The 20743-nt window shown below is 42.4% G+C and carries 19 protein-coding genes and 1 riboswitch; of the genes, 8 read left to right on the plus strand and 11 right to left on the minus strand.

Annotated elements, in window-relative coordinates:
• Positions 1-141 precede the first annotated feature (141 nt).
• Genes mvk through fni form a run of 4 tightly spaced genes read left to right on the plus strand, consistent with a single transcriptional unit; the run spans position 142 to position 4281 of the window.
• The gene (mvk, locus tag EQG49_RS01860) at positions 142-1113 is read left to right on the plus strand and encodes a mevalonate kinase (RefSeq protein WP_133362375.1); all 972 of its coding nucleotides are present in this window, start codon (positions 142-144) and stop codon (positions 1111-1113) included.
• A 54-nt stretch (positions 1114-1167) separates the two neighbouring features.
• Positions 1168-2145 (plus strand): diphosphomevalonate decarboxylase, encoded by a 978-nt coding sequence (gene mvaD / locus EQG49_RS01865; protein ID WP_133362376.1) that lies wholly within the window; start codon positions 1168-1170, stop codon positions 2143-2145.
• 10 nt (positions 2146-2155) lie between these two features.
• Entirely contained in the window at positions 2156-3250 is a 1095-nt protein-coding gene (locus EQG49_RS01870; RefSeq protein ID WP_133362377.1) for a phosphomevalonate kinase, read from the plus strand.
• On the plus strand, positions 3250-4281 hold the full coding sequence (fni, locus tag EQG49_RS01875) for a type 2 isopentenyl-diphosphate Delta-isomerase (RefSeq protein ID WP_133362378.1): 1032 nt from the start codon (positions 3250-3252) through the stop codon (positions 4279-4281). The genes EQG49_RS01870 and fni overlap by 1 nt, the downstream gene beginning before the upstream one ends.
• 489 nt (positions 4282-4770) lie before the next feature.
• On the opposite strand, the gene EQG49_RS01880 is transcribed toward fni, so the two are convergent.
• Entirely contained in the window at positions 4771-5217 is a 447-nt protein-coding gene (locus tag EQG49_RS01880; RefSeq protein WP_133362379.1) for a flavodoxin, read from the minus strand.
• A 217-nt stretch (positions 5218-5434) separates the two neighbouring features.
• Between EQG49_RS01880 and EQG49_RS01885 the strand changes: the two genes are divergently transcribed.
• Together EQG49_RS01885 and EQG49_RS01890 are read left to right on the plus strand one after the other, a co-directional pair.
• The gene (locus EQG49_RS01885) at positions 5435-5743 is read left to right on the plus strand and encodes a hypothetical protein (RefSeq protein ID WP_133362380.1); all 309 of its coding nucleotides are present in this window, start codon (positions 5435-5437) and stop codon (positions 5741-5743) included.
• A gap of 509 nt (positions 5744-6252) precedes the next feature.
• A complete protein-coding gene (locus EQG49_RS01890) occupies positions 6253-6957 on the plus strand; it encodes a hypothetical protein (protein ID WP_133362381.1) in 705 nt (234 codons plus the stop codon).
• A gap of 710 nt (positions 6958-7667) precedes the next feature.
• Here the strand turns inward: EQG49_RS01890 and EQG49_RS01895 are convergent.
• The 5 genes from EQG49_RS01895 to yjbM form a co-directional block, all read right to left on the minus strand.
• Positions 7668-8243 carry a hypothetical protein gene (locus EQG49_RS01895; protein WP_133362382.1) on the minus strand — a complete coding sequence of 192 codons (576 nt, stop codon included), beginning with the start codon at positions 8241-8243 and terminating at the stop codon, positions 7668-7670.
• Between the two features lie 35 nt (positions 8244-8278).
• Complete coding sequence (gene mgtE, locus EQG49_RS01900; RefSeq protein WP_133362383.1) at positions 8279-9646, minus strand: magnesium transporter; 1368 nt, start codon at positions 9644-9646, stop codon at positions 8279-8281.
• A gap of 20 nt (positions 9647-9666) precedes the next feature.
• A complete protein-coding gene (locus tag EQG49_RS01905) occupies positions 9667-10548 on the minus strand; it encodes an RluA family pseudouridine synthase (RefSeq protein ID WP_133362384.1) in 882 nt (293 codons plus the stop codon).
• 65 nt (positions 10549-10613) lie between these two features.
• Complete coding sequence (locus tag EQG49_RS01910; protein WP_133362385.1) at positions 10614-11417, minus strand: NAD kinase; 804 nt, start codon at positions 11415-11417, stop codon at positions 10614-10616.
• Positions 11418-11422: 5 nt separating this feature from the next.
• Positions 11423-12040: a GTP diphosphokinase gene (yjbM, locus tag EQG49_RS01915; RefSeq protein WP_165964725.1), complete on the minus strand. Its 618-nt coding sequence runs from the start codon at positions 12038-12040 to the stop codon at positions 11423-11425.
• Positions 12041-12432: 392 nt separating this feature from the next.
• On the opposite strand from yjbM, the gene EQG49_RS01920 reads away from it, so the two are divergent.
• Positions 12433-13044 carry a DsbA family protein gene (locus tag EQG49_RS01920; protein ID WP_133362386.1) on the plus strand — a complete coding sequence of 204 codons (612 nt, stop codon included), beginning with the start codon at positions 12433-12435 and terminating at the stop codon, positions 13042-13044.
• A gap of 683 nt (positions 13045-13727) precedes the next feature.
• Here the strand turns inward: EQG49_RS01920 and EQG49_RS01925 are convergent.
• The 5 genes from EQG49_RS01925 to EQG49_RS01945 form a co-directional block, all read right to left on the minus strand.
• Positions 13728-15191, minus strand: a complete 1464-nt coding sequence (locus EQG49_RS01925; RefSeq protein WP_243115727.1) for an NCS2 family permease — start codon at positions 15189-15191, stop codon at positions 13728-13730.
• Positions 15192-15519: 328 nt separating this feature from the next.
• Complete coding sequence (locus EQG49_RS01930) at positions 15520-16164, minus strand: TIGR01906 family membrane protein (protein WP_243115728.1); 645 nt, start codon at positions 16162-16164, stop codon at positions 15520-15522.
• Positions 16145-16921 carry a TIGR01457 family HAD-type hydrolase gene (locus tag EQG49_RS01935; RefSeq protein ID WP_133362389.1) on the minus strand — a complete coding sequence of 259 codons (777 nt, stop codon included), beginning with the start codon at positions 16919-16921 and terminating at the stop codon, positions 16145-16147. The genes EQG49_RS01930 and EQG49_RS01935 overlap by 20 nt, the downstream gene beginning before the upstream one ends.
• Positions 16922-17514: 593 nt before the next feature.
• Positions 17515-18420, minus strand: a complete 906-nt coding sequence (locus tag EQG49_RS01940; protein WP_133362390.1) for a YutD family protein — start codon at positions 18418-18420, stop codon at positions 17515-17517.
• A 2-nt stretch (positions 18421-18422) separates the two neighbouring features.
• Complete coding sequence (locus EQG49_RS01945; protein ID WP_133362391.1) at positions 18423-19817, minus strand: bifunctional metallophosphatase/5'-nucleotidase; 1395 nt, start codon at positions 19815-19817, stop codon at positions 18423-18425.
• 113 nt (positions 19818-19930) lie between these two features.
• Positions 19931-20029, plus strand: a riboswitch (THF riboswitch).
• Between the two features lie 35 nt (positions 20030-20064).
• Between EQG49_RS01945 and EQG49_RS01950 the strand changes: the two genes are divergently transcribed.
• Positions 20065-20610: a folate family ECF transporter S component gene (locus EQG49_RS01950; protein WP_133362392.1), complete on the plus strand. Its 546-nt coding sequence runs from the start codon at positions 20065-20067 to the stop codon at positions 20608-20610.
• Positions 20611-20743 lie beyond the last annotated feature (133 nt).

The following is a 20743-nucleotide window of genomic DNA, read 5'->3' on the forward strand; positions in this document are numbered from 1 at the left end:
TTCAGGTAAACCGGTGCGAAATGTGGTCAGTCCCTGCTAGATGCTGTATGATAATGGTTAGCTATTTATAAAAAGAACTATTAAATTACGTGCTGGAACGACTCAGTAACAACGTTAGTTCAAGGATGAAGGAAAATTTCTATGTTAAATGAAGGTATCGGTCATAGCCATGCAAAAGCAATATTAATGGGTGAACATTCAGTTGTTTATGGTGAACCCGCCATTGCCCTACCCTTAAAAAATATCGATATGACCGTGACAATCACCGTGCGCAGTGATCAACAACAATTGATTCATAGTAAGTACTATGAAGGCACTTTACGTGATTTAGCAGGTAGTTATGAAGGTATCCGCCAATTAATCATGCGTTTGTTAACGCAATTTAACGCTAATGACTTAGGCTTCGACTTGCGCTTTGCCAGTAAAATTCCACAAGAACGTGGCATGGGCTCATCGGCGGCCACTTCAATTGCGATTATTCGTGCGTTTTACCAACTCTTTGAAACTAAATTAGACACTAAAACTTTACGGCATTTAGCCAATATCGAAGAATCAATTACCCACGGCTCGCCAAGTGGGATTGATGCGGCGACAACAAGCTCATCAGATCCAATTTTTTTCATTAAAAATAAAGAACTCACGCCCTTTAAAATTGATATTCCCGGTTACCTTGTAATTGCGGATACCGGCGTGATGGGTCAAACCGGTCTTGCTGTCAGTTCAGTGCGGCGCCTTTTTGACGAAGAACCTTCAAGCACGCGGCGCTTGATCTCAAATCTGGGGCAAGCGGCCATCGAAGCTAAACAAGCCCTCCAAGATGGCGATGTTGAGCAACTTGGTGATCTTATGAATAAAGCCCATGGATACTTGCACGCCCTAGGGGTCTCGCATCCTCACTTGGAAACGCTTGTGAAAACTGCTTTAAAAAACGGGGCTTTGGGTGCAAAACTAACTGGCTCAGGAATTGGTGGTAGCATCATTGCTTTAGCTAAAGACTTGCATGATGCCAAGCGCATTGCTAAAGCCCTCATCGCAGCTGGTGCCAAGGAATACTGGATTAGCCCATTAAGCGCCGACTCACAAGCGGAAGCTACTGAGTATTCAAGTTTATAATCTCGCGGAACCAATTAGTCATCCAGATGCATGAAATACGAGGTAATTTAACCAATGACAAATAAAAGTACCGCTCGGGCCCACACCAATATTGCTTTGATTAAATATTGGGGGAAAGCCAACCAAGAATTGATTATCCCAACTAATGATAGCCTCTCATTGACCCTTGACCAATTTTATACGGATACAACGGTCGAATTTGATGCCAATTTAAACGGTGACCAATTAGTACTCAATAACCAACTGATTACTGGTAAAATGGCTACGAAAACTTCGGCATTTTTAGATCTTATTCGCAACATGGCTAGCATTGACACCCCAGCAAAAATCACTAGTATCAACCATGTCCCAACGGCGGCTGGTTTAGCTTCATCGGCTAGCGCATTTGCTGCCCTGGCTGCTGCGGGAAGTGATGCGGCTGGTTTAGCATTATCGCGGACTGAGCTTTCGCGTTTAGCCCGCCGTGGTTCAGGATCCGCAACTCGCTCAATTTTTGGGGGCTTTGCGGAATGGATTGCTGGTGATAGTGATGCCAACTCGTACGCGCAACCATTTCAAGAAAATGTTACTATGGACATTCAGATGCTGACGGTTGTCGTTGACGCCACTGAGAAAAAAATTGGCAGCCGTGCTGGTATGCAACATGCCCTAAGCACTTCACCATTTTTTAAAACGTGGGTTACTGAATCTGCTAAGGATCTCGTAACAATTAAAGAAGCCATTAAACGCGCTGATTTTGCCACGATTGGCGAAATCGCCGAAAACAACGCCCTCCAAATGCATGCGATTAACTTGAGCGCAAAGCCAGGTTTTACATACTTTAATGGCGCAACCATTCAACTTTTAAATATTGTCCAGGAATTGCGACAACAAGGGATCCCCGCTTACGCAACCATGGATGCGGGACCAAATGTCAAAATCATTTCACAAAGTACTGACACTGAAACGATTAGTAATGCAATCAAGTCGGTCTTCCCAACTGTCACCCTCGAAGTTGCTAAACCCGGTCCTGGCATCAGCTTTTTAAATTAAGGAATATTCTATGCAAATTAAAATACCAGGAAAACTCTATATTGGTGGTGAATATGCCGTCGTCGAACCCGGTCAGTTAGCCGTCCTTGTGGCTGTTGACCGGTTTGTGTTTGCGGACATTCAAGAAAGCCAATTTGGCGAAATTATGTCAACCCAGTTACCTGAACACGTCGTCAACTGGACTTTCATGAACGACCAAATTATGATCCACGTTGATTCTGACATGGAATTTATTGCGGCCGCTTTGAAAGTCACCTACAATTACTTCAAAATCCACAACTGGCAATTTCAACCGTTCCACCTTGTAATTGATAGTCAGTTAACCGCCGACAACGGTAACAAATTTGGTCTTGGTAGCTCAGCAGCTGTTTCGGTCGCAATTGTTAAAGCAATTTTGGCTTTTCACCAGATTGTCTTACCACCGATGGCCCAATTTAAGTTAGCGGCACTTGCTCATTACGCCGTCCAAAAAAATGGCTCCCTGGGGGATGTTGCCACTAGTGTCTACACTGGTTGGTTATCGTACAATTCACCTGACCGTAATTGGTTGATGGCCCAAACCGATGATTTATTGGACGCCACTCTTGTTGATCAAGACTGGCCCGAATTAAACATTCAAGCCTTACCAACCCCAAATAACGTTCAATTATTAGTCGGCTGGACTGGTACCCCTGCCAAAACGGATAAATTAGTCGATCAAGTTGCCAAAGTCGCCGGCAAAGATACCTATCGCGACTTCATCATGGCATCGCAAGCTTCAGTCGCGATGCTAGTGAATGGTTTACTGGCAAATGACTTTGATGCAATCAAACGGGGGATTGCCCTCAATCGTGAGTTCTTGCTTGGCTTAAGCGAACAAGCCCACATGACGATTGAAACTGACCTGTTGAAACAATTGGTTGAGATAACCGTAGCGGCTGGTGGCGCAGCAAAAACTTCCGGTGCCGGCTTTGGTGATAATGGGATTGCGCTTATTAATAGTGATATTGATGGCGACCAGATTTTAGCCCAATGGCAAAGTGCTGGTATTATTCCCCTTAATTTACACCCTTACACTGAGCCCACCACAATTACTACTGAAACACCAGAAAGTGAGGAAGCCTAATGGAATCTGCCCATGCCCATCGTAAAGATGAACATTTAACAATTGCTGAAGTCCAAATGCGTAAAAACGGTTTAGTTGAAAACTTTAATGATATTCGTTTAATTCATAATGGCTTACCTGAATTGGCAGTCAATGAGGTTAGTATCGCTACCACGCTACCAGACTTTAAGCTTGATACCCCTTTCTACATTGAAGCAATGACTGGTGGTTCAGAAAAAACCGGCAAAATTAATCAACAGCTCGCGCAAGTGGCTAAAGAAACGGGCATTGCGATGGCGGTTGGCTCAGAATCAATTGCGCTAAAAGATCCAGCAGCGCGCGCATCGTTTGAAGTTGTCCGCCAAGAAAATCCGGATGGCTTCATCCTTGCCAATATTGGTGCTGGTCACCCCGCACAACATGCACAACAAGTAATCGACCTTATTGGCGCAAACGCCTTAGAAGTCCACATCAATACCGCTCAAGAAATCGTTATGCCAGAAGGCGATCGTAATTTTCATTGGCTAGAAAGTATCGCTGATATCGTCGCAAATGTTAACGTCCCAGTGATTGTTAAAGAAGTCGGCTTTGGCATGAGCCAAACCACTTTGCAGATGCTAAATGAAATTGGCGTTAAATATGTTAACGTTGGTGGCCGTGGCGGGACTAATTTTGCGGCGATTGAAAATCAACGTAACCATAATGAAGACTACAGCTATTTATTGGATTGGGGTCAGACAACGACTGAATCCCTCTTGGAAGCGCGGCTCGCCGACACGCCACTCAACATTTTAGCCACTGGTGGCATCCAAAACCCGCTTGATATTTTGAAAGCACAAGTGTTAGGTGCTAAAATGGTCGGCGTGGCTGGTCATTTCTTACACACCCTCCTAAACGATAAACAAGACGGCTTACTCAATGAAATCATCATCTGGCAAAAACAATTGCATGAATTATATGCCTTAGTTGGCGCTGCTAACGAAAACGAACTTGCTGACGTTGATTATGTCATGAGTGCTGAACTCGAAAGCTTTGCGCGTCAACGAATGTAGTATGCTTTTAACACACACCAAATAGCCCCGCTGCCATATCATTGAGATAATTAGCAGCGGGGTTATTTTTTTGCGACTGGAACATAATTCCAAACTTTTTTTTGCTCTATTCCGTCTGACGTGGAATTTATATGAGATGAGATGTATGATGCCACTAAACTTCTTGCAGCGACAAGGATTACGGCATATTACTAGTCATAATGCCTACGCAAACTAACGAAGAGGCTGGAAACAGGCTGGACTTTAGCTTGCACCGTGATGGCATAATCAGCAACGGGTTTCGTTACTGACTATGGATTTGTGAAGATGGTTACCGCGTTAGCGAACCAAGCTTCGCAAACATTTGAAGACCGTACTGTGGCTTCAAATGCTTGTCTTCCATCACGGTGTCCAGACTGGTTCCAGCCTCGTAGTGGGAATCAATCTGAGACACATATCCAAATTCCACGCTAGAAAAAATTTAGCCCTTGTTTTTACTTTAATCCAAACTTAGCCATTAACTTTTGCAAGTAGCGCCATTACAAAAGCATCTAACTTTTCAACATCTTTAGCATTTGGGCTCAGGTTTATTTTTACGTTTTCAGCGCCTTTGGTTGCCTTAGTCTTAGCTAGTGTGGCATCGAATTTATCAACGGCTACGCCAAAATCATCGCCGTAATAAGTGTCACCAGAACCCGCAACACCGTAGACCACCCCACTCAAATCAGCGGTTTCTAGATCATCAAAGAAATCCATCCCTTCTTCAGGCAATGAACCCTTATCATAAGTGTATGGTACGAGAACGACGATATCGTAATCACTTAGTTCATCCACTTCGCTAATCGAAATTTCTTCCTTATCAACTTCAACATCGTGATCCTCAAAACCTTCCACAATAATATCGGCAACATCTTCATTATTACCAGTAATTGTGGCAAAGATAACTTTTGCTTTCAAATTCCAAAACCTCCTATTTTTTTGACTCATTTGGATTAATATTACTCAAAATTTCCTTGGAGTACAACTCTTTTAACTTACGAGTAAATTTTACTAGTATTTTGATATGTGACCATCTATACTTCATAAAAAGATTTACAAATTGTAAGTCTTTGGTTCAACCTACTGGCTAACAGCCGTCATGATTCCCGCACACAAATAAAGGATGGTGATTATCATGAAACAGCCAATCGTAGCCACACTTTCTTTGCTTTTCCTTGGTTTTGTTCTTTGGGCATTGCCGACGCAGACCGAGGACCCACCGACGACAGATAGTGTCGCCGTCAAAGCATTCCCAGCAGTTGCCAATGCCGTCCAACTTGGTGAAACGCACTTTCACTCCGTTCATTTATCATTAATTGATCAATACGGCTTACCGGTGATTAAAATTTCACCATTGCCAGCTACCATGCATATTGAACACATTGAAATCGAAGAAGTGGCAAAACATATTCGTGCCAGAAAGGAAAGTGATTTTGTTGTCTAACGTGAATAATACCAGGTCGGGATTGAGTACAATTATGTATTCAATCCCTTTTTTAGTGGCTCGACATATTTGAGCTTTATTCCGTCTGACGTGGGATTTATAAAATGCGATGAGATACATGATGCCACTAAACTTCTTGCGGCGACAAAGATTACGGCATATTACTAGTCAGAATGCTACGCAAACTAACGAAGAGGCTGGAACCAGTCTGGACTTTAGCTCGCACCGTGATGGCATAATCAGTAACGGGTTTCGTTACTGATTATGGATTTGTGAAGATGGTTACCGCGTTAGCGAACCAAGCTTCGCAAACATTTGAAGACCGCACTGTGGCTTCAAATGCTTGTCTTCCATCACGGTGTCCAGACTGGTTCCGGCCTCGTAGTGGGAATCAATCTGAGACACATATCCAAATTCCACGCTAGAATAAATATGATACATTCACATCAATTTCAAATGTAAATGTTATAATACAAGTAATCTCAAGTAAGAAAGGAAATTTTACTAATATGACACTTTTTAATTTAAACGGCCTCAACCCTCACGGTAGCATCCACATTGACCCCGAGGGCAACTTACGCGATTCAATCATGAATGACGATTTCGTCCAATCTAAAACCCGCTTTGAAAATTTTGATGCTTTGTTGGATTTCATGAATTTATCACAAGAAGATTTTGTCCAAGCGGTTAACGCTGAAAACCACTTATATGACGACACAATTGCTGATATTACTGAATTTCCAACTTTGCGTCGCTTTGTTGGTTCAGCAGTCGCAACCTACACCAAGACGCAGTTGCAAGATGCCCTCTCAGGCGTTAAGGACGATTTGAAGAATACCCTTAAGGATATCAATATCCCTGGTTTCCCATTCAATATGACGAACCAAGACCCTGAAACCGCTGCTAACTATGAAAATTCAACGACTTCTGAATTGCATGAGGATTTATCAGGTTTATACGACGATCTTGAAGCCCTTGACGATGAAATCGCTGAGCATGAAGTCGCCTTAGCTGACATGCAGACGCAACGTGAATCACTCGTTGAACACATTGAAGAAATGCGGACCCAACTCGACCAACGTCAAGACGAATCTAGCACTGATGCAACAGACGCCGATGAAGCCTTAACGACCCTCCGTCGTCAGTTTGCTAAAGGCAAAATCGATGAAGCCGAATATCGCCGTCGTCGTGACATTTTAACTGAAGATAAATAATTGCTTAAAAAAGAGTGCAATCAAAGGTGCTTTTCCGCCTTTTGTCACACTCCCAAAAATGAGAATTCCGTCTGACGTGGAATTCTCATTTTTTATATCTACATTGCTTTAAGAATACTCATGTACCACGTAATATACCTTAGGCACTATTTGAGCACATCACAAAATCAACGACTGTTTTTTTAGTCTGAGAATTACTACTAACTAACGGAGTGCCGGCAAATTGCTTGGCGGGCGCAGCCTTTACACCGCGACTGGGGGAATATGTGTGAAGCACATATTTCCGCTGAAGATGAGATGAGGAGTCTTGGGGATTTATCCCCTAGAGTCCCAGCTTATCTGAACCTCACAAGACAGACATCCAGCCTGCAAGGCTAATCTAATCGCGTTAGGATTAGATTCAGTATTTTGTGAAACAAAATGCTGGGATGTTTTGCGTTGCCGGTTCGCAGGCATAAGCACAGACTGGCTTGGGAGGTTGCTTCCAGCGTGGTGCGTCAAGTAATTTGCTGGCACGTAGTGACCAAGTTTTATTCAATTCCACGTCAGACGAATTAGAGCCAAAATGGCCCGGTTTCTCCTTTACTAAGGTAGGAACCGGGCCATTTGTGTAAAGCAACTGAATTCTACTCGCAGCTAACCAATATCGGCACTAGCTACGGCGGTTATTCAAATCACTTATTTTTAATAATTGCAAAATTTTACTAATTTTATCCGTGTTTTTTAGTCAAACGACCAATTAATGATTTAATTCGCGATTCGCCATTACTTGGACGAACCTTAACTTTACCTTTTTTGCTAGCTTGCTTGGCATAGCCTTTAGCATCTGCGTATTTTTGTAATTTACCCAATTCAAATTCATCACCATTATTAACTGCGATTACTGAGTAGAAGTACAATTCTTCTGGTTTTACAAATGTTTCATTACTTTCATCGATGGTACTTGCTAATAATGTTATCTTTTTTAATGTGTATTCATCTGAGTTAGTCGTGCGCATGCGCCCATGATCATCTTTAAACTTACGCTTATACGTACCGACATAACCCTTTAAGCGGATTTTTGACCCCCGTTGTAACTTCATCCCCACTAATAGGTGATAAAATTCGGGATTCGTTTTTAACCATAAATGTGTCGAGATGAAGTGACCATTTTGATCATGCACATCTTCAACCAAAATTCGCTTTTGCTTATCAATTACGCGGTAAACTCCGGTAACTTCAATCTCCTGCCCAAAAAGCTCAGACAGATATAGTCTAACTTTATATTTTTCACGTGTTACGACCAATTTGCTTATTCCCCTTTTTTGTTTATGTCTCTATTTTAATGTTGATTGACGAAATTTGAAAGAAATATCTGTGCAATTGAAAAATAAATTAATACTGACGTCAAATCAGATAAGGTTGAGATAAATGGTCCCGAGGCAACTGCGGGATCGACACCAATTTTATTCATCCCCATCGGAATCAATGAGCCAGCTAAATTCGCGACGGTGATAGCTGCCATCATCGAAATCCCGATTGCTAATCCCAAAAACCAATTAGCTTTCCAGAATCCGACAATCAAGAAAATCGTCACACCAGTAATCACCCCAATCAGTAATCCAATCGTGATTTCAGTCAAGATGACCTTCCACAGCGGATTTTCCTCGTTTAAGGCAATCTTTCTTACCGCGACGGCCAGTGATTGCGTCCCAGCATTCCCAGCCGTCCCAGTAATTAGTGAAATGAACACTGCTAAAATTGCAGCTTGTGAAACTAATGCTTCATAGTGTGAAATTAGTGAAGCTGTCGACATTCCTAAAAATAACAGCGCAATCAACCACGGCAAGCGTTTTTTAGCAGCGGCAAGCGGGCTAATATCGACAATCTCCACGTCAACCCCGGCCAAACCAGAGTAATCACTAGCGGCTTCTTCATCAATAACGTCCACAATATCATCAATGGTAATAATCCCAATCATATGATTCGCATGATCGGTAACTGGCAGCGCCATAAAATCATAATCCCGCATGGTCATGGCAACGTCTTCTTGATCATCAGCAGGATGGGCCGCAATCACCCGTGTATTGGTAATTTCGGTAATCGGCAACGCATCTGGATGCGTTAATAAATCTCGCAATGATACGACACCGACTAACTGCTCGGCCTCATCTACCACGTATAGATAAAAGATTGTTTCGGCTTCATTGGCTTCTTTTTTGACATACTGCATCGCTTCACCAACCGTGTAGTTGGGATCAATTGCCAAATACTCAGTCGCCAACAACGCCCCGGCAGTCTCATCATCATACTCAATCAGCTGTCTTAATTCGTTGGCATCGTCTTTGGGCATTAAACTCAGATATGTCGCTACCTCATCGGCGTCCATCTCACCTAAGATATCGGCCACGTTATCCGTAAACATTTTATTCAAGATATGCGTGGCATGCCGTGGTGACATTTCTTCCAGCAGTTCGCTGATAGCGGCTGGTTCTTCCTCTAAGGCATCGAAAACTTCTGCTAACTCATCATCCGTTAAAATACCAATAACGACGTGACGCGTCTCAGGTGCCAAATCATAGTATATTTGGGCTTGCTCATACGAGTGTAGTTCTAGGAAGGCTTCCTTAAATTCTACCAAACGTTGATTAGCAACTAAATCCGCTAATTGCGTCGTTTGATTTTCAATTTCTTCGCGAATTTCATCCATTCCTGATGCCCCCATCTTACTTATTCCAATAGTACGCGCATATCCTCTGGTAATGGTGACGTAAATTCGTGCTTTTCACCCGTGAATGGATCATCAAAGCTAAAATAATATGCGTGTAACGCTTGGCGGGTGATTCCCAACTCAAGTGTTCCACCATAAATATCGTCACCCAACAATGGATGGTTCAAATGACTAAAGTGCACGCGAATTTGGTGCGTCCGACCAGTATGCAATTGAATTTGCACCCACGTTGCATGCGTGCCCCGTTCTTTAACCCAGTACTCGGTTTGTGATTCCCGACCATCTTCACGAACTTCCCGACGAATAAAATCGTCATCTTTACGCCCAATTGGTAAATCAATCATGCCATGATCTTGCTCAACGATTCCACTGACAATTGCATAATACCGTTTATCAATGCTATGCGTTTGTAGCTGCTTATCCATCATCGCATGCGCGAAACGGTGTTTAGCGACTAACACCAATCCCGACGTAAACCGATCCAAACGCGTCACAATATGTGGTACTAAATCCGTCGCTCCAGCTTGCTTCAAGTGCCCTTTTACGCGGTTAACGAGCGTGTCTTCACGATCCGCATGTCCTGGCACAGTAGTCAAGCCAGCCGGTTTATTAACGACGATAAAATTAGCATCTTCGTAAATAATATCCAACTCACCATAACTAGTTGCTACTAAATCATTATCCAGTTCAGGTGGCATAATAACTGTTACTTCATCATTTTCTTGTAACCAATCAACCGTTCGTCCATGCACGCCATTCACTAAGATATCGCCACCATTATGTTTAATTTGCGTAAACATTCGGTGACTAACCCCATGCGTGCCTAAAAATGATTTGACCTTTTGTTCTTGATCATTATCTTTACGCCAAGTAAATTCCATATTTTACCTTCATAATTGTCTTAAGTTCAGAAAGCCAGCTGGCAATCATTTCGCAATATTATCATCTAATCTTCAATGCGCCCAATAAAGGATTCATTGACGCGGTGCCAAAATTCATTGTGGCGATATTCGGCAAACGCGATTTTTTCTTTGGCCACATGGTACTCAATTTCCTTAACCGGTCGTTCAGCAACGACTTGTTGATCATACATGACCATCAAATTAACCGAATCTTCAGGGACAATCCGGATGGTTTCGTCTGAAGCAATCACTAGTGGCGAACCTAACGTCCGAAACACCTGATTATTGATTGAGGCCATTTCAGCTAACTGGAGTGCTTCCAACCGTGGATGTAACACCGCCCCACCAATCGCCTTATTATAGGCAGTTGAACCAGTTGGGGTACTAACTGATAGCCCATCGCCTCGGAAACGCTCAAATAATTCGCCGCCCAAATAAACGTCAGCGACCATCGTCCCCGATACCTTCTTCACTGTGCTTTCGTTCAAGGCTAATATATCGGCCACTGAGTCATCATCCGCAAAGTGAATTTTACCAGCTAATAATGGGTATTCAACCTTTTGTGCCGTATCATGTACCAGTGAATCCACTAACTCGTTGATTTCGTATTCACGCCAGTCGGTATAAAATCCTAGGTGCCCCGTGTGTAACCCGACAAACCGGACACGATCCAATTGAAATCGATATTTTTGAAAAGCTCCCAGTAATGAGCCGTCCCCACCAACACTGATGACAATATCTGGTTCCAAATTATCAATTGTTATATGCTGATCCAGCAGTAATTTTTCCAACCGGTTACGTACTCGAATCGATTCTTGACTTGAATTACCGTGTAAGCCGACTTTCATCTATTTCACGCTTCCTTATCTCGCTGCGCTGCTGCGTCGTGAATTTCCGCCCGGATTTCAGACATCTCTTGGTCTAATTTAAAGGCCGCATCCGCAGCTCGTTCCAACCGTTCACTCAGTTCAGGCGTGAAAACACCATCATATTTATAATTTAAAGAGTGTTCAATTGTCGCCCAAAAATTCATCGCCATGGTGCGCACTTGAATTTCGGCCAATATTTTCTTTTCACCGGTCACCATTTGAACTGGGTATTCAATCACAATATGATATGACCGATACCCTGATGGTTTGGCATTCGTCACATAGTCGCGTTCTTCTAAAATCGTCATGTCGGTGCGTTTACGCAAAATATCAACAACTTGATAAATATCGTCAACAAATTGCGTCATAATCCGCACACCCGCAATATCTTGCAAATCTTGTTCAATTCGGTCCTCGGCAATATGCCGGCGCACTAATTTTTCTTGAATACTTTCAACCGGCTTAACTCGGCCAGTCACAAACTCAATTGGGGTTTGGTCATTATCAATTGCAAATTGTGGCCGTAAACCCCGAAATTTAACTTTTAATTCATCAACTGCCTGTTCGTATGGTAGTAAAAAACTATTCCAATCTTCAATCATGTTACCCCTCCTCTTATTCGATGGATTCGGATGCCCGCACGGTTTGGGGTTAGCATAAATACCAATACCCCGTCGGTTCCTCACTAATTTTATTCCAGCGAGCACGCCTCATCGGCTCCTCACTTTATCATTTTTGGCATAAACATCACCTATAAATTATACCACTTTGAATAAGCAAAATGCTTGTCCTAAACCGGCTACAGCGTTAATTATTTCAAAAAAATTGTTACAAATTTTAATGAGAATTTTCTTAGCAAGCAAAATACTGTTCGTTTGATTATTCGAGTGCTAAACTAGTCTTTGGGTCAACAAAAGTACGCACATTTTTAACGCGTTACTTGCTGCTACCAGCCAATATATTAGGGAATATATCCAAAGGAGGAAGTCCAGTAGTGTTAGAAATTTTTCACTTCATTAACCCACTGCAAATGGAAAGCATGACTGCTGAAAAGCATTTACTAACCAAAACCGCAGCCTTAAAAACGAAAACAAACTATAAATTCATTCCAATGAATAATTTACAAGTCGTCAATAGTTATTTTGCAACAAGTGATCAAGAAGCATCACTTGCTAATCGTAATAAGATAGCCCAATTGCTCTATCAAATTAGTACCGATTACGAAGCCATGGCCTTCCAAGGTCAACGTAAAGCACGCCAATTTTTATTGGCATTACAAACTGCTTTGCTAGTTAATCAACAACCTTACTCATCAGCATTAGTAATTGGGATTGCCGATGACTTAAATACCGACGTTGCAATGTTTCAAGAAGATCGTAGCGCACCGGCAACTGCCCAGATTGTTCGCGCTAATCAACAATTAGCAACTGAAATGGGTGTCGCTTCAACACCAAGCGCAATTTTATTTGATTACGACCGCTTCGACTATGGCCTAATCATTGATGATTTTGATGAAGTGCGCCTAGCTGAGTTTTTCAATGAACATAGCTTACAACCTCGCGAAAAAATTGCCCGGCCGAACATATTACGCGTCGTCGGCCGCTAAAAACAAAAACAGAATATGTGGCAGCAAACAGCTAGCACATTCAAAAAAAATCGAGGCTAGGACGTAACTTGTCCAGCCACAAAATAAGCCGGATTTCTCCTGTAAGGTAGAAATCTGGCTTATTGATGTGGAACTGTCATTTCTGGACTTTTGCTTAAGAATACTCACATACCACGGAATATACCTTAAGCACTAGTTTGATTCCATCACGAAACCAGCAATAGCTAGTTTGCTTGAATCTGCCCCACAACGACTATTTTTTACTAGTTTGAGCATTATTACGAACTAACGGAGTGCCGGCAAATTACTTGGCGGGCGCAGCCTTTACACCGCGACTGGGGGGAATATGTGTGCAGCACATATTTCCGCTGAGGATAAGATGAGGAGTCTTAGGAATTTATTCCTTAGAGTCCCAGCTTGTCCGAACCGACCAAGACAGACATCCAGCCTGCAAGGCTAATCTAATCGCGTTAGGATTAGATTCAGTATTTTGTGAAACAAAATGCTGGGATGTTTTGCGTTGCCGGTTCGTAGGCATAAGCACAGACTGGCTTGGAAGGTTGCTTCCAGCGCGGTGCGCCAAGTAATTTGCCGGCACGGAGTTGCCCATTTTGAGCATTTTATATTGCAGAGAGCCAAAACATCGCAATTACTCAAAACTGAGCAATTGCGATGTTTTATTATTAAAGAATTGCTAACATAACGAAATTCATTAAAAAGAAGAACGTAATAATCCAAATAACTGGACTGATTTCATTCCACTTGCGTGATGCTAATTTCACAACAATGTAGAAAATAAAGCCCGCTGCAATCCCGTATGAAATTGAGTAAGAAAAGGCCATGAAGATTGAGGTAAAGAACGCTGGAATTGCAATTTCAACATCATCCCAGTCAATTTGGCGGAATTCATTCATCATCATAATCCCCACCATTACTAAGATTGGTGCGGTTGCAACGCCGGGCACAACATTAATCAATGGTGCCGCAAATGATGAAAGTAAAAAGCCAATTGCGACCACAACTGAAGTCAAACCAGTCCGACCACCAGCTTGAATACCGGTCGCTGATTCAATGAATGTAGTAACATTTGTGGTCCCAGTCAAGCCAGCAACCATCGTCCCAAATGTATCCGCAACTAAACCACGATCCATCTTCGACTTAAAGCCTTCACCTTCATAAAACTCCTTGATGTCGGCTTCACTGAAGATACCAGATTGAATCCCGGTACCAATAAATGTTCCCACGGCATCAAACAATCCACTCAGTCCCATTGAAAGTACGACCAAGATTACCACAACAACACTGTGAACCGAGGTAAACATGCTCCATAATCCATCTGGTCCAACGCCGGCGCCAAAAACCTTACCTAGTTCACCAAATGCATGGAACAATGAGTCAGACTTAGCAATGTGTGTGTTTGTCACACCCATTGGAATCCCAATAATTGTCGTTGCAATAACGGAAATTAAAAAGGCTCCTTTTATTTTAGCAACTACTAAGATTAACAATAGTACGAAACCAATTAGGGCTAAAAGTACCGTTGGATTATTGAAAGTTGCAATTTCAGGGGTGACCGAGCCATTCCCCAAAATCGAGTTAATTCCATGTGGTGCACTCACTGCTTGTCCTGCATGGTAGGCTTTGTCATTCAAAGTCACAATGTTGCCACCGTCGACAATGAAGTTTAAAAAGCCCGCATTTTTCAAACCGATATAAGCAATGAAAACACCAATCCCGGCCGCAATTGCGTGTTTCAATTGATCAGGAATACTCTTGACAATGATTGAACGCACCTTTGATAAAGTGATAATCACGTCAATCAAACCCACTAAGAACACCACGCCAAGCGCTTGCTTCCACGTATAGCCAAAAGCAAACACAATCGTATAAGTGAAGAACGCTTGCATCCCAATTGAAGGCGCGAGTGCGTATGGCAAGTTTGCAAACAATCCCATGATTAACGTACCGACCACCGCCGTAATGATTGTGGCCAGGAATACCCCTTGATTGGGCATGCCGGTTAATGAAAGAATGGCTGGATTCAAGAAAATAATATAAGCCATGGCAACAAAAGTAGTAATCCCAGCAACAACTTCAGTCCGGACTGTTGTTTTGTTTGCACTGAGTTTAAAGAAATTTTCTAACACGAGAGGCCTCCAAAATAATTGCATTTCAATTTAGCTACCGCCTGGCGCTAAATCAATGTAAGTTAGCTCGTGCTCGTCAAAGCCGTGTCACCATTCATAAATTTAAATAAAAAGACCCCGAATGATTTTGTATTAGCTACAAAATCACTCAGAGTCCACACTAAAATACACAAATGGAATCTGAGTCTGTGGCGAAACACGTTAACGACTCAGTTTGTCCTCACTATTGAGAACACGCTGATGGTTCAAATAATATGTTAACAACATTAACTGCATTGTTACTGGAAGTCAAGTAGATTCTAAACATAATGGGCTCACCATTTATGGACTACTTAACTTTGTCTTTTTTGAAATATCGTTTCCCATCCCAATATAGCGCAATAAAATAAATTACGACTAGGATAAAAAATAATAAAAATGCTTGGGCAAAGAAATTTTCTGGCAACACATTAATAATTGGATCTTGCGCTGGATAGAATTCCCAATCGTTATTCCGAAAAAGAATTTCATGAAACTTAATGAAAAATGCTTGAAAATTCATTAGCATCATCGCAACTAAAAAAATGATTACTGCCAAAATAATTTGCATTGGTCGAATCAACCGCCACTGTTGCTCGCGTTGATGTAAAGACCGTACCAAGCGCCAAGCCGGCCAAGCCGACACAATTAAGATTACGTAGTTAGCTAAAAATAAATGCTTCACATCGCGAAAATGATGTAATCCATCCACCGAATCCTTGAAGTCGCTCATTTTCAATTCAGTGACCCAAGGATAATTCAAGTACGCAAGTAACTGGTGATAATTAAGCATCATTTGCTTGAGAGTAATATTTGCCAAATGCAACAGCTTACCGTCTTGAATATTCAATTGGTATAGCCACGTACTATTAATCGTGATAGCCACACTCAAGGTGATTCCAAATAAAATCAATGCCACCCACTGCCAAAAATTTTTAAACTTCCCAATCGTCAAGAGTTTCAACCTCGTGTGTTGGCTTGTTAGTGACTTGCGCAATATCTGCATGCGTCGAAATTCCGGTATACGTCAGCAAGGTTGCCATACCTGCATTAATCCCGGCTTGAATATCTGTGTTGTAATTGTCACCAACCATCACGACTTCGTCAGCTTGCAGGCCAATTTTTTTGAGTGCATACTCAATAATTGTCGCTCGCGGTTTACCAATTTCAAACGGTTCAACCCCCGTCGCGTAACGAACTAAAGCGTTCAATGATCCCGCCCCTGGCACTAATCCACGTTCATTCGGGATATTCGTATCCATGTTAGTCGCAATGTATTTTGCCCCATTCCGAATTGCGAGGGTTGCCGTTTCAAACATCGCATAAGTGGCTTGCATGTCCATCCCCACCACCACATACGCTGGATCAACTTCACTCAATTCAAAACCAGCATCGACTAGTGCCGTCTTCAAACCTGATTCACCAATCGCGTAGACCCGTCGGTTACCATCTACTGGCGTAATCGAATCCAAATAATCAGCAGTTGCGAGCGCAGAAGAATATACTTGCTCCGGTGTAGTTTTGATATCGTGATTGTTCGTCAAGTTTGCGGCCACATATTCTGGTGTCCGTGTCGAATTATTAGTCACAAACAAGTACGGAATTCCCGCCGCCTGTAAACGTTCAATAAAGCGCCGTCCCGTAGGCATTTGATTTTTGCCTTCATAGATGGTCCCATCCAAATCAATAAAATATCCCTTATATTTCGTCATTCTCTTTACTCCTAAATGATATTGCTTATAACTAATCGGCTTCTAAAAACGGTTATATTTTTTTCTAGCGTGGAATTGTTGTTTCTGTACTTTTTCAATCAGCAAATTACTGAGGCTCTGTTGTCAGTGTTTTTTCCATACTACTACGGCCTATGGTGGTAACTGTTTTTCGCTAGTTACATTATTCCTACTAACGGAGTGCCGGTAAATTACTTGGCGGGCGCAGCCTTTACACCGCGACTGGGGTGATATGTGTGCAACACATGTCGCCGCTGAGGATGAGATGAGGAGTCTAGGGAATTTATTCCCATAGAGTCCCAGCTTATCCGAGTTGTTCAAGACCGCACTTTGGCTTGAACATGTGCTTCCAGCGCGGTGCGCCAAGTAATTTACTGGCACGCAGTGGCCGATTTTATTCAATCCCACGTCAGACAAAATAGCGCCCTAAAAGCCACTGGGGACATAAGATAAGCCTGATTTCTCCTTATTATAGTAAAGTTGAAATCAGGCTTATTAACAAAAAGGCTTCCGGCCGGGGAAGCCCGACGAATTCAAGTACTCTGCTTGGAAACCTTATGTCCCACTCGTATTAATTAATCTTCTTTTTGGCGAATAGTAAAACTGCGCTTCCGCCGGTTAGGCTTATTATTACTTACTGCCGTTTGATTCTCACGGCTCTTAATATTGTCGCCTGTTACTGGTTTACGACGTTCGGTAATTTCAGGGCGTTTCGCCTTGGGATTACGATTATTATTTTTACTATTCCGTGATTGGCTGTTATTTTGTGTCCGTCCTTGTCCTTGACTACTCTTTTCATCTGGGCGTGGGCGTTGTTGGCGATTTTGGGTTTTTGGTGCACCTGGTGTCGCTGGTTTTGCTTCACGATGTTCGTGGTTTCCGCCATTGTTACGGCTCTTGGGGCGCTTATTTTGATCTGCTGTCCGGGGCTTAGTATTTTTACCAGCTTCGTTTGGCTTAGCACTATTCCCACGTTTGGGGCTAGTTTCAGGCTTACGCGTCGAACGTTTTGGACGGTCACCTTGGCTAGTCTTCTTATCATTCTTATTTGGCCGGTTTGTTACACGTTGACGTGCTGGCCGGACTGGGCGATCTTCGGTACGGTCATCTTTACTTGTAAATGGCTCTGGGCTGTACAAGACAAAGTACGGTGCGCCAAAGTTCACATATTCATATAAATAATCCTCTAACGCATCAATCGTCTGGGCGCGCGGTGTATTCGGCCGACTAGCTTCGTAAAAACCCTTCAGCCGTAATTGATCGGCTGAAATATCCCCAACAATATAATTATATTTGGTTAAAATACTACTAAAACGGGCTTTTAATTTCGTATCGTCAAACGCTTCACGATAGTTAGTTACTAATTGGTATGGATGACCATTAATCGATAAGTTATCACCTTCTAAATGGTGTAACTCAACGACAGCTGCACGTTCTGCAAACTGCGCTTCGGCCATTGCTTTCATTGTTTCGCGATCCATTATTATTCCTTCACATTCACTGCGAGTCGGTAATGCTTTGCTAAATACAGCGCATAATCCTCACGCAAATTATTATTCATCATGATTTCATTAATGCCAGCAATTTCGATTGTTGGTAAAAATGGTAAAAACTTGTAGTAATCAAGACTAGCGATTACATATTCACCAGTTGGTACGATGGGCTCATCAGCGTAATAAACCTGATCAAGCCGTTCATCATATGCTAAACCAGCAAAAACTAACTCTCCAAATATCTTACCACGAAAACCAACGCCAACTAACGAAAATCCTCGTAAAAAGCCACTATTCTTATGCACTTCTTGCATTAAGCGCTTCAATTCAGTTCCACTTAAGCTAGTTGTCATCACGTGCATTTGGTGGGGTAAGAGTTCTAATAAATCATCGCGGTTAACAATCCCCGCTGGCAAATCACGTAAAAACAAGCCTGATGATAGCATTGCTGCTGGCGCCCCAGTTTTTTCTTGGACCATTTTCAGTGCATCTTGCATCAATGAGTGATCACTACGTAGCAATGCTTGTGGTAAATCAGCCACTTTATCTGCGCGTAATTGTTGCCGCCCCGCTTGCTCGTAACCGGCAATTTCTAATTCATCAGCTGGCAATTGTGGGAGTTCGTCAGTTTGAATGACCCGAGCCGTTTTTGCGATAATTTTATGCTCCTGCAACCGGACACTTACTTTACCAATCCAGCACCCCCACTTGCCTGCCGCTGCTAACAGGGTTCCGTTAACCATTTCCCCATGTTCAAGTAAGTGGTGGGTATGGGCACCTAAGATAATGTCAATATCGCTAAATCGTTGCGCAATGCGCCGATCAACATTAATCCCCAAATGCGAAAGCAAGATAACGACATCACTATTGGCACGGACTGTCGGCAAGATTTTATCCAAAGTCGTCCCAATATCCGTAACATCCCAGCCTAGTAGCGGATAAGAATCATCAAACTGCGCCGTTAACCCGATAACACCAATTCTGGTACCATCAGCGGTTTGCTGGTAATGAACACCTTGATTCCAATCTGCTCGTTGGTGCGTTTTAGCATCTAAAAAATTAGCAACCAAGACTGGAAAATTGGCTTCATCATAGAGATGATTGAGCTGCTCGGCATGTAAACTTAAGCCTTCATTATTACCAATAGTTACCGCATCATAATTAGCTTGGTTCAACAAGGCAACGTTAGCAGTTCCTAGCGTCGCTTCAGTTAACGGGTGCACCCGATCTAGTGCATCCCCGATGTCAAACGTTAGGACATCGTTAACGCCCGTTTTTAAGTTTCTTTGTTGATCTAACAAAGAACGGCGAATGCGTGGCCAATTTTCTAAATGCGAGTGGATATCATTTGTATGCATAATTGTCAGAATACTTTCAGTTGTCATCTTTGCTTTACCCCTTCCCAATCGTAGTCATTAAGATTCATTATACCAGACTGGCTATATCTTTTTTGCGTGGAATGAACTACAATAATTACGTTGTCATTTGGCAACAAGAACTCAGGGTAGATTTTGGCGCGTTAAGTGTTGTGGAAACGGAATGTGGGCCACAAACGAAAAGCTTAATTGCTTGCGGTGCTAAAATCACATTCACTGAAAAGTGAAACCCTCCAAATATAAGGAGGTTTTCGAAATGAAAACATTATCATTAGGGTATGCAAAATTATCCACCAAGCGGATGGCATTATTAGGGATCTTAATCGCCATGCAAATTATTCTCGGCCGTTTCACTTTTGGCCCAAGCTACTTAAAATTTGGGGTAACATTCATCATTGTTGCCTTAATCGCAAAGTGGTATGGTCCACTCTGGGGTGGTACCATGGCGATTTTTTCGGATTACATCGGTAATTTGTTGAATGGCGATGCTTATTACTTTGGCTTCACCCTCTCAGCAATTGCTGGTGTCGTGATTTATGGCTTGTTCTTCTATAATCACGAACGCCTTAGTTGGGGACGCATCATCATCGCCACGGTTTTAGTGCTCTTAATTGTGAACACTTTTATGAACACGCTCTGGATTGCCCAATTAAGTGGCCTCCACGATAGCGCAGCGCTGAAATTACTTGAAGTTCGAGCACTCAAGCAACTAATTATGGCGCCAATTCAAGTAATCTTAATCTACACGATTACGAACAACCGGCAACTAGAATCCCTCAAGCAACTAGTCTTTGCTGATTAATTAAGCTGTTCTCAAACCCACACATTCAATGAAATCGTACACCCAACTAGGGTTGTGCGATTTTTTTATTACACACTCCTAATTAAAGTCGACTGATGAAGTTCGTGATTAATCACAATCATTTTGTTGTAAA

This window comes from Periweissella cryptocerci (assembly GCF_004358325.1).
Lineage (GTDB): Bacteria > Bacillota > Bacilli > Lactobacillales > Lactobacillaceae > Periweissella > Periweissella cryptocerci.

What these genes read in the sequence shown, in the direction of transcription:
- mvaD (WP_133362376.1), top strand. Translation starts at nt 1,168, where the DNA reads ATGACAAATAAAAGTACCGCTCGGGCCCACACCAATATTGCTTTGATT.
- EQG49_RS01885 (WP_133362380.1), top strand. Translation starts at nt 5,435, where the DNA reads ATGAAACAGCCAATCGTAGCCACACTTTCTTTGCTTTTCCTTGGTTTT.
- EQG49_RS01940 (WP_133362390.1), bottom strand. Translation starts at nt 18,420, where the DNA reads ATGGATCGCGAAACAATGAAAGCAATGGCCGAAGCGCAGTTTGCAGAA.
- fni (WP_133362378.1), top strand. Translation starts at nt 3,250, where the DNA reads ATGGAATCTGCCCATGCCCATCGTAAAGATGAACATTTAACAATTGCT.
- mvk (WP_133362375.1), top strand. Translation starts at nt 142, where the DNA reads ATGTTAAATGAAGGTATCGGTCATAGCCATGCAAAAGCAATATTAATG.
- EQG49_RS01890 (WP_133362381.1), top strand. Translation starts at nt 6,253, where the DNA reads ATGACACTTTTTAATTTAAACGGCCTCAACCCTCACGGTAGCATCCAC.
- mgtE (WP_133362383.1), bottom strand. Translation starts at nt 9,646, where the DNA reads ATGGATGAAATTCGCGAAGAAATTGAAAATCAAACGACGCAATTAGCG.
- yjbM (WP_165964725.1), bottom strand. Translation starts at nt 12,040, where the DNA reads ATGATTGAAGATTGGAATAGTTTTTTACTACCATACGAACAGGCAGTT.
- EQG49_RS01945 (WP_133362391.1), bottom strand. Translation starts at nt 19,817, where the DNA reads ATGACAACTGAAAGTATTCTGACAATTATGCATACAAATGATATCCAC.
- EQG49_RS01870 (WP_133362377.1), top strand. Translation starts at nt 2,156, where the DNA reads ATGCAAATTAAAATACCAGGAAAACTCTATATTGGTGGTGAATATGCC.
- EQG49_RS01950 (WP_133362392.1), top strand. Translation starts at nt 20,065, where the DNA reads ATGAAAACATTATCATTAGGGTATGCAAAATTATCCACCAAGCGGATG.
- EQG49_RS01935 (WP_133362389.1), bottom strand. Translation starts at nt 16,921, where the DNA reads ATGACGAAATATAAGGGATATTTTATTGATTTGGATGGGACCATCTAT.
- EQG49_RS01910 (WP_133362385.1), bottom strand. Translation starts at nt 11,417, where the DNA reads ATGAAAGTCGGCTTACACGGTAATTCAAGTCAAGAATCGATTCGAGTA.
- EQG49_RS01905 (WP_133362384.1), bottom strand. Translation starts at nt 10,548, where the DNA reads ATGGAATTTACTTGGCGTAAAGATAATGATCAAGAACAAAAGGTCAAA.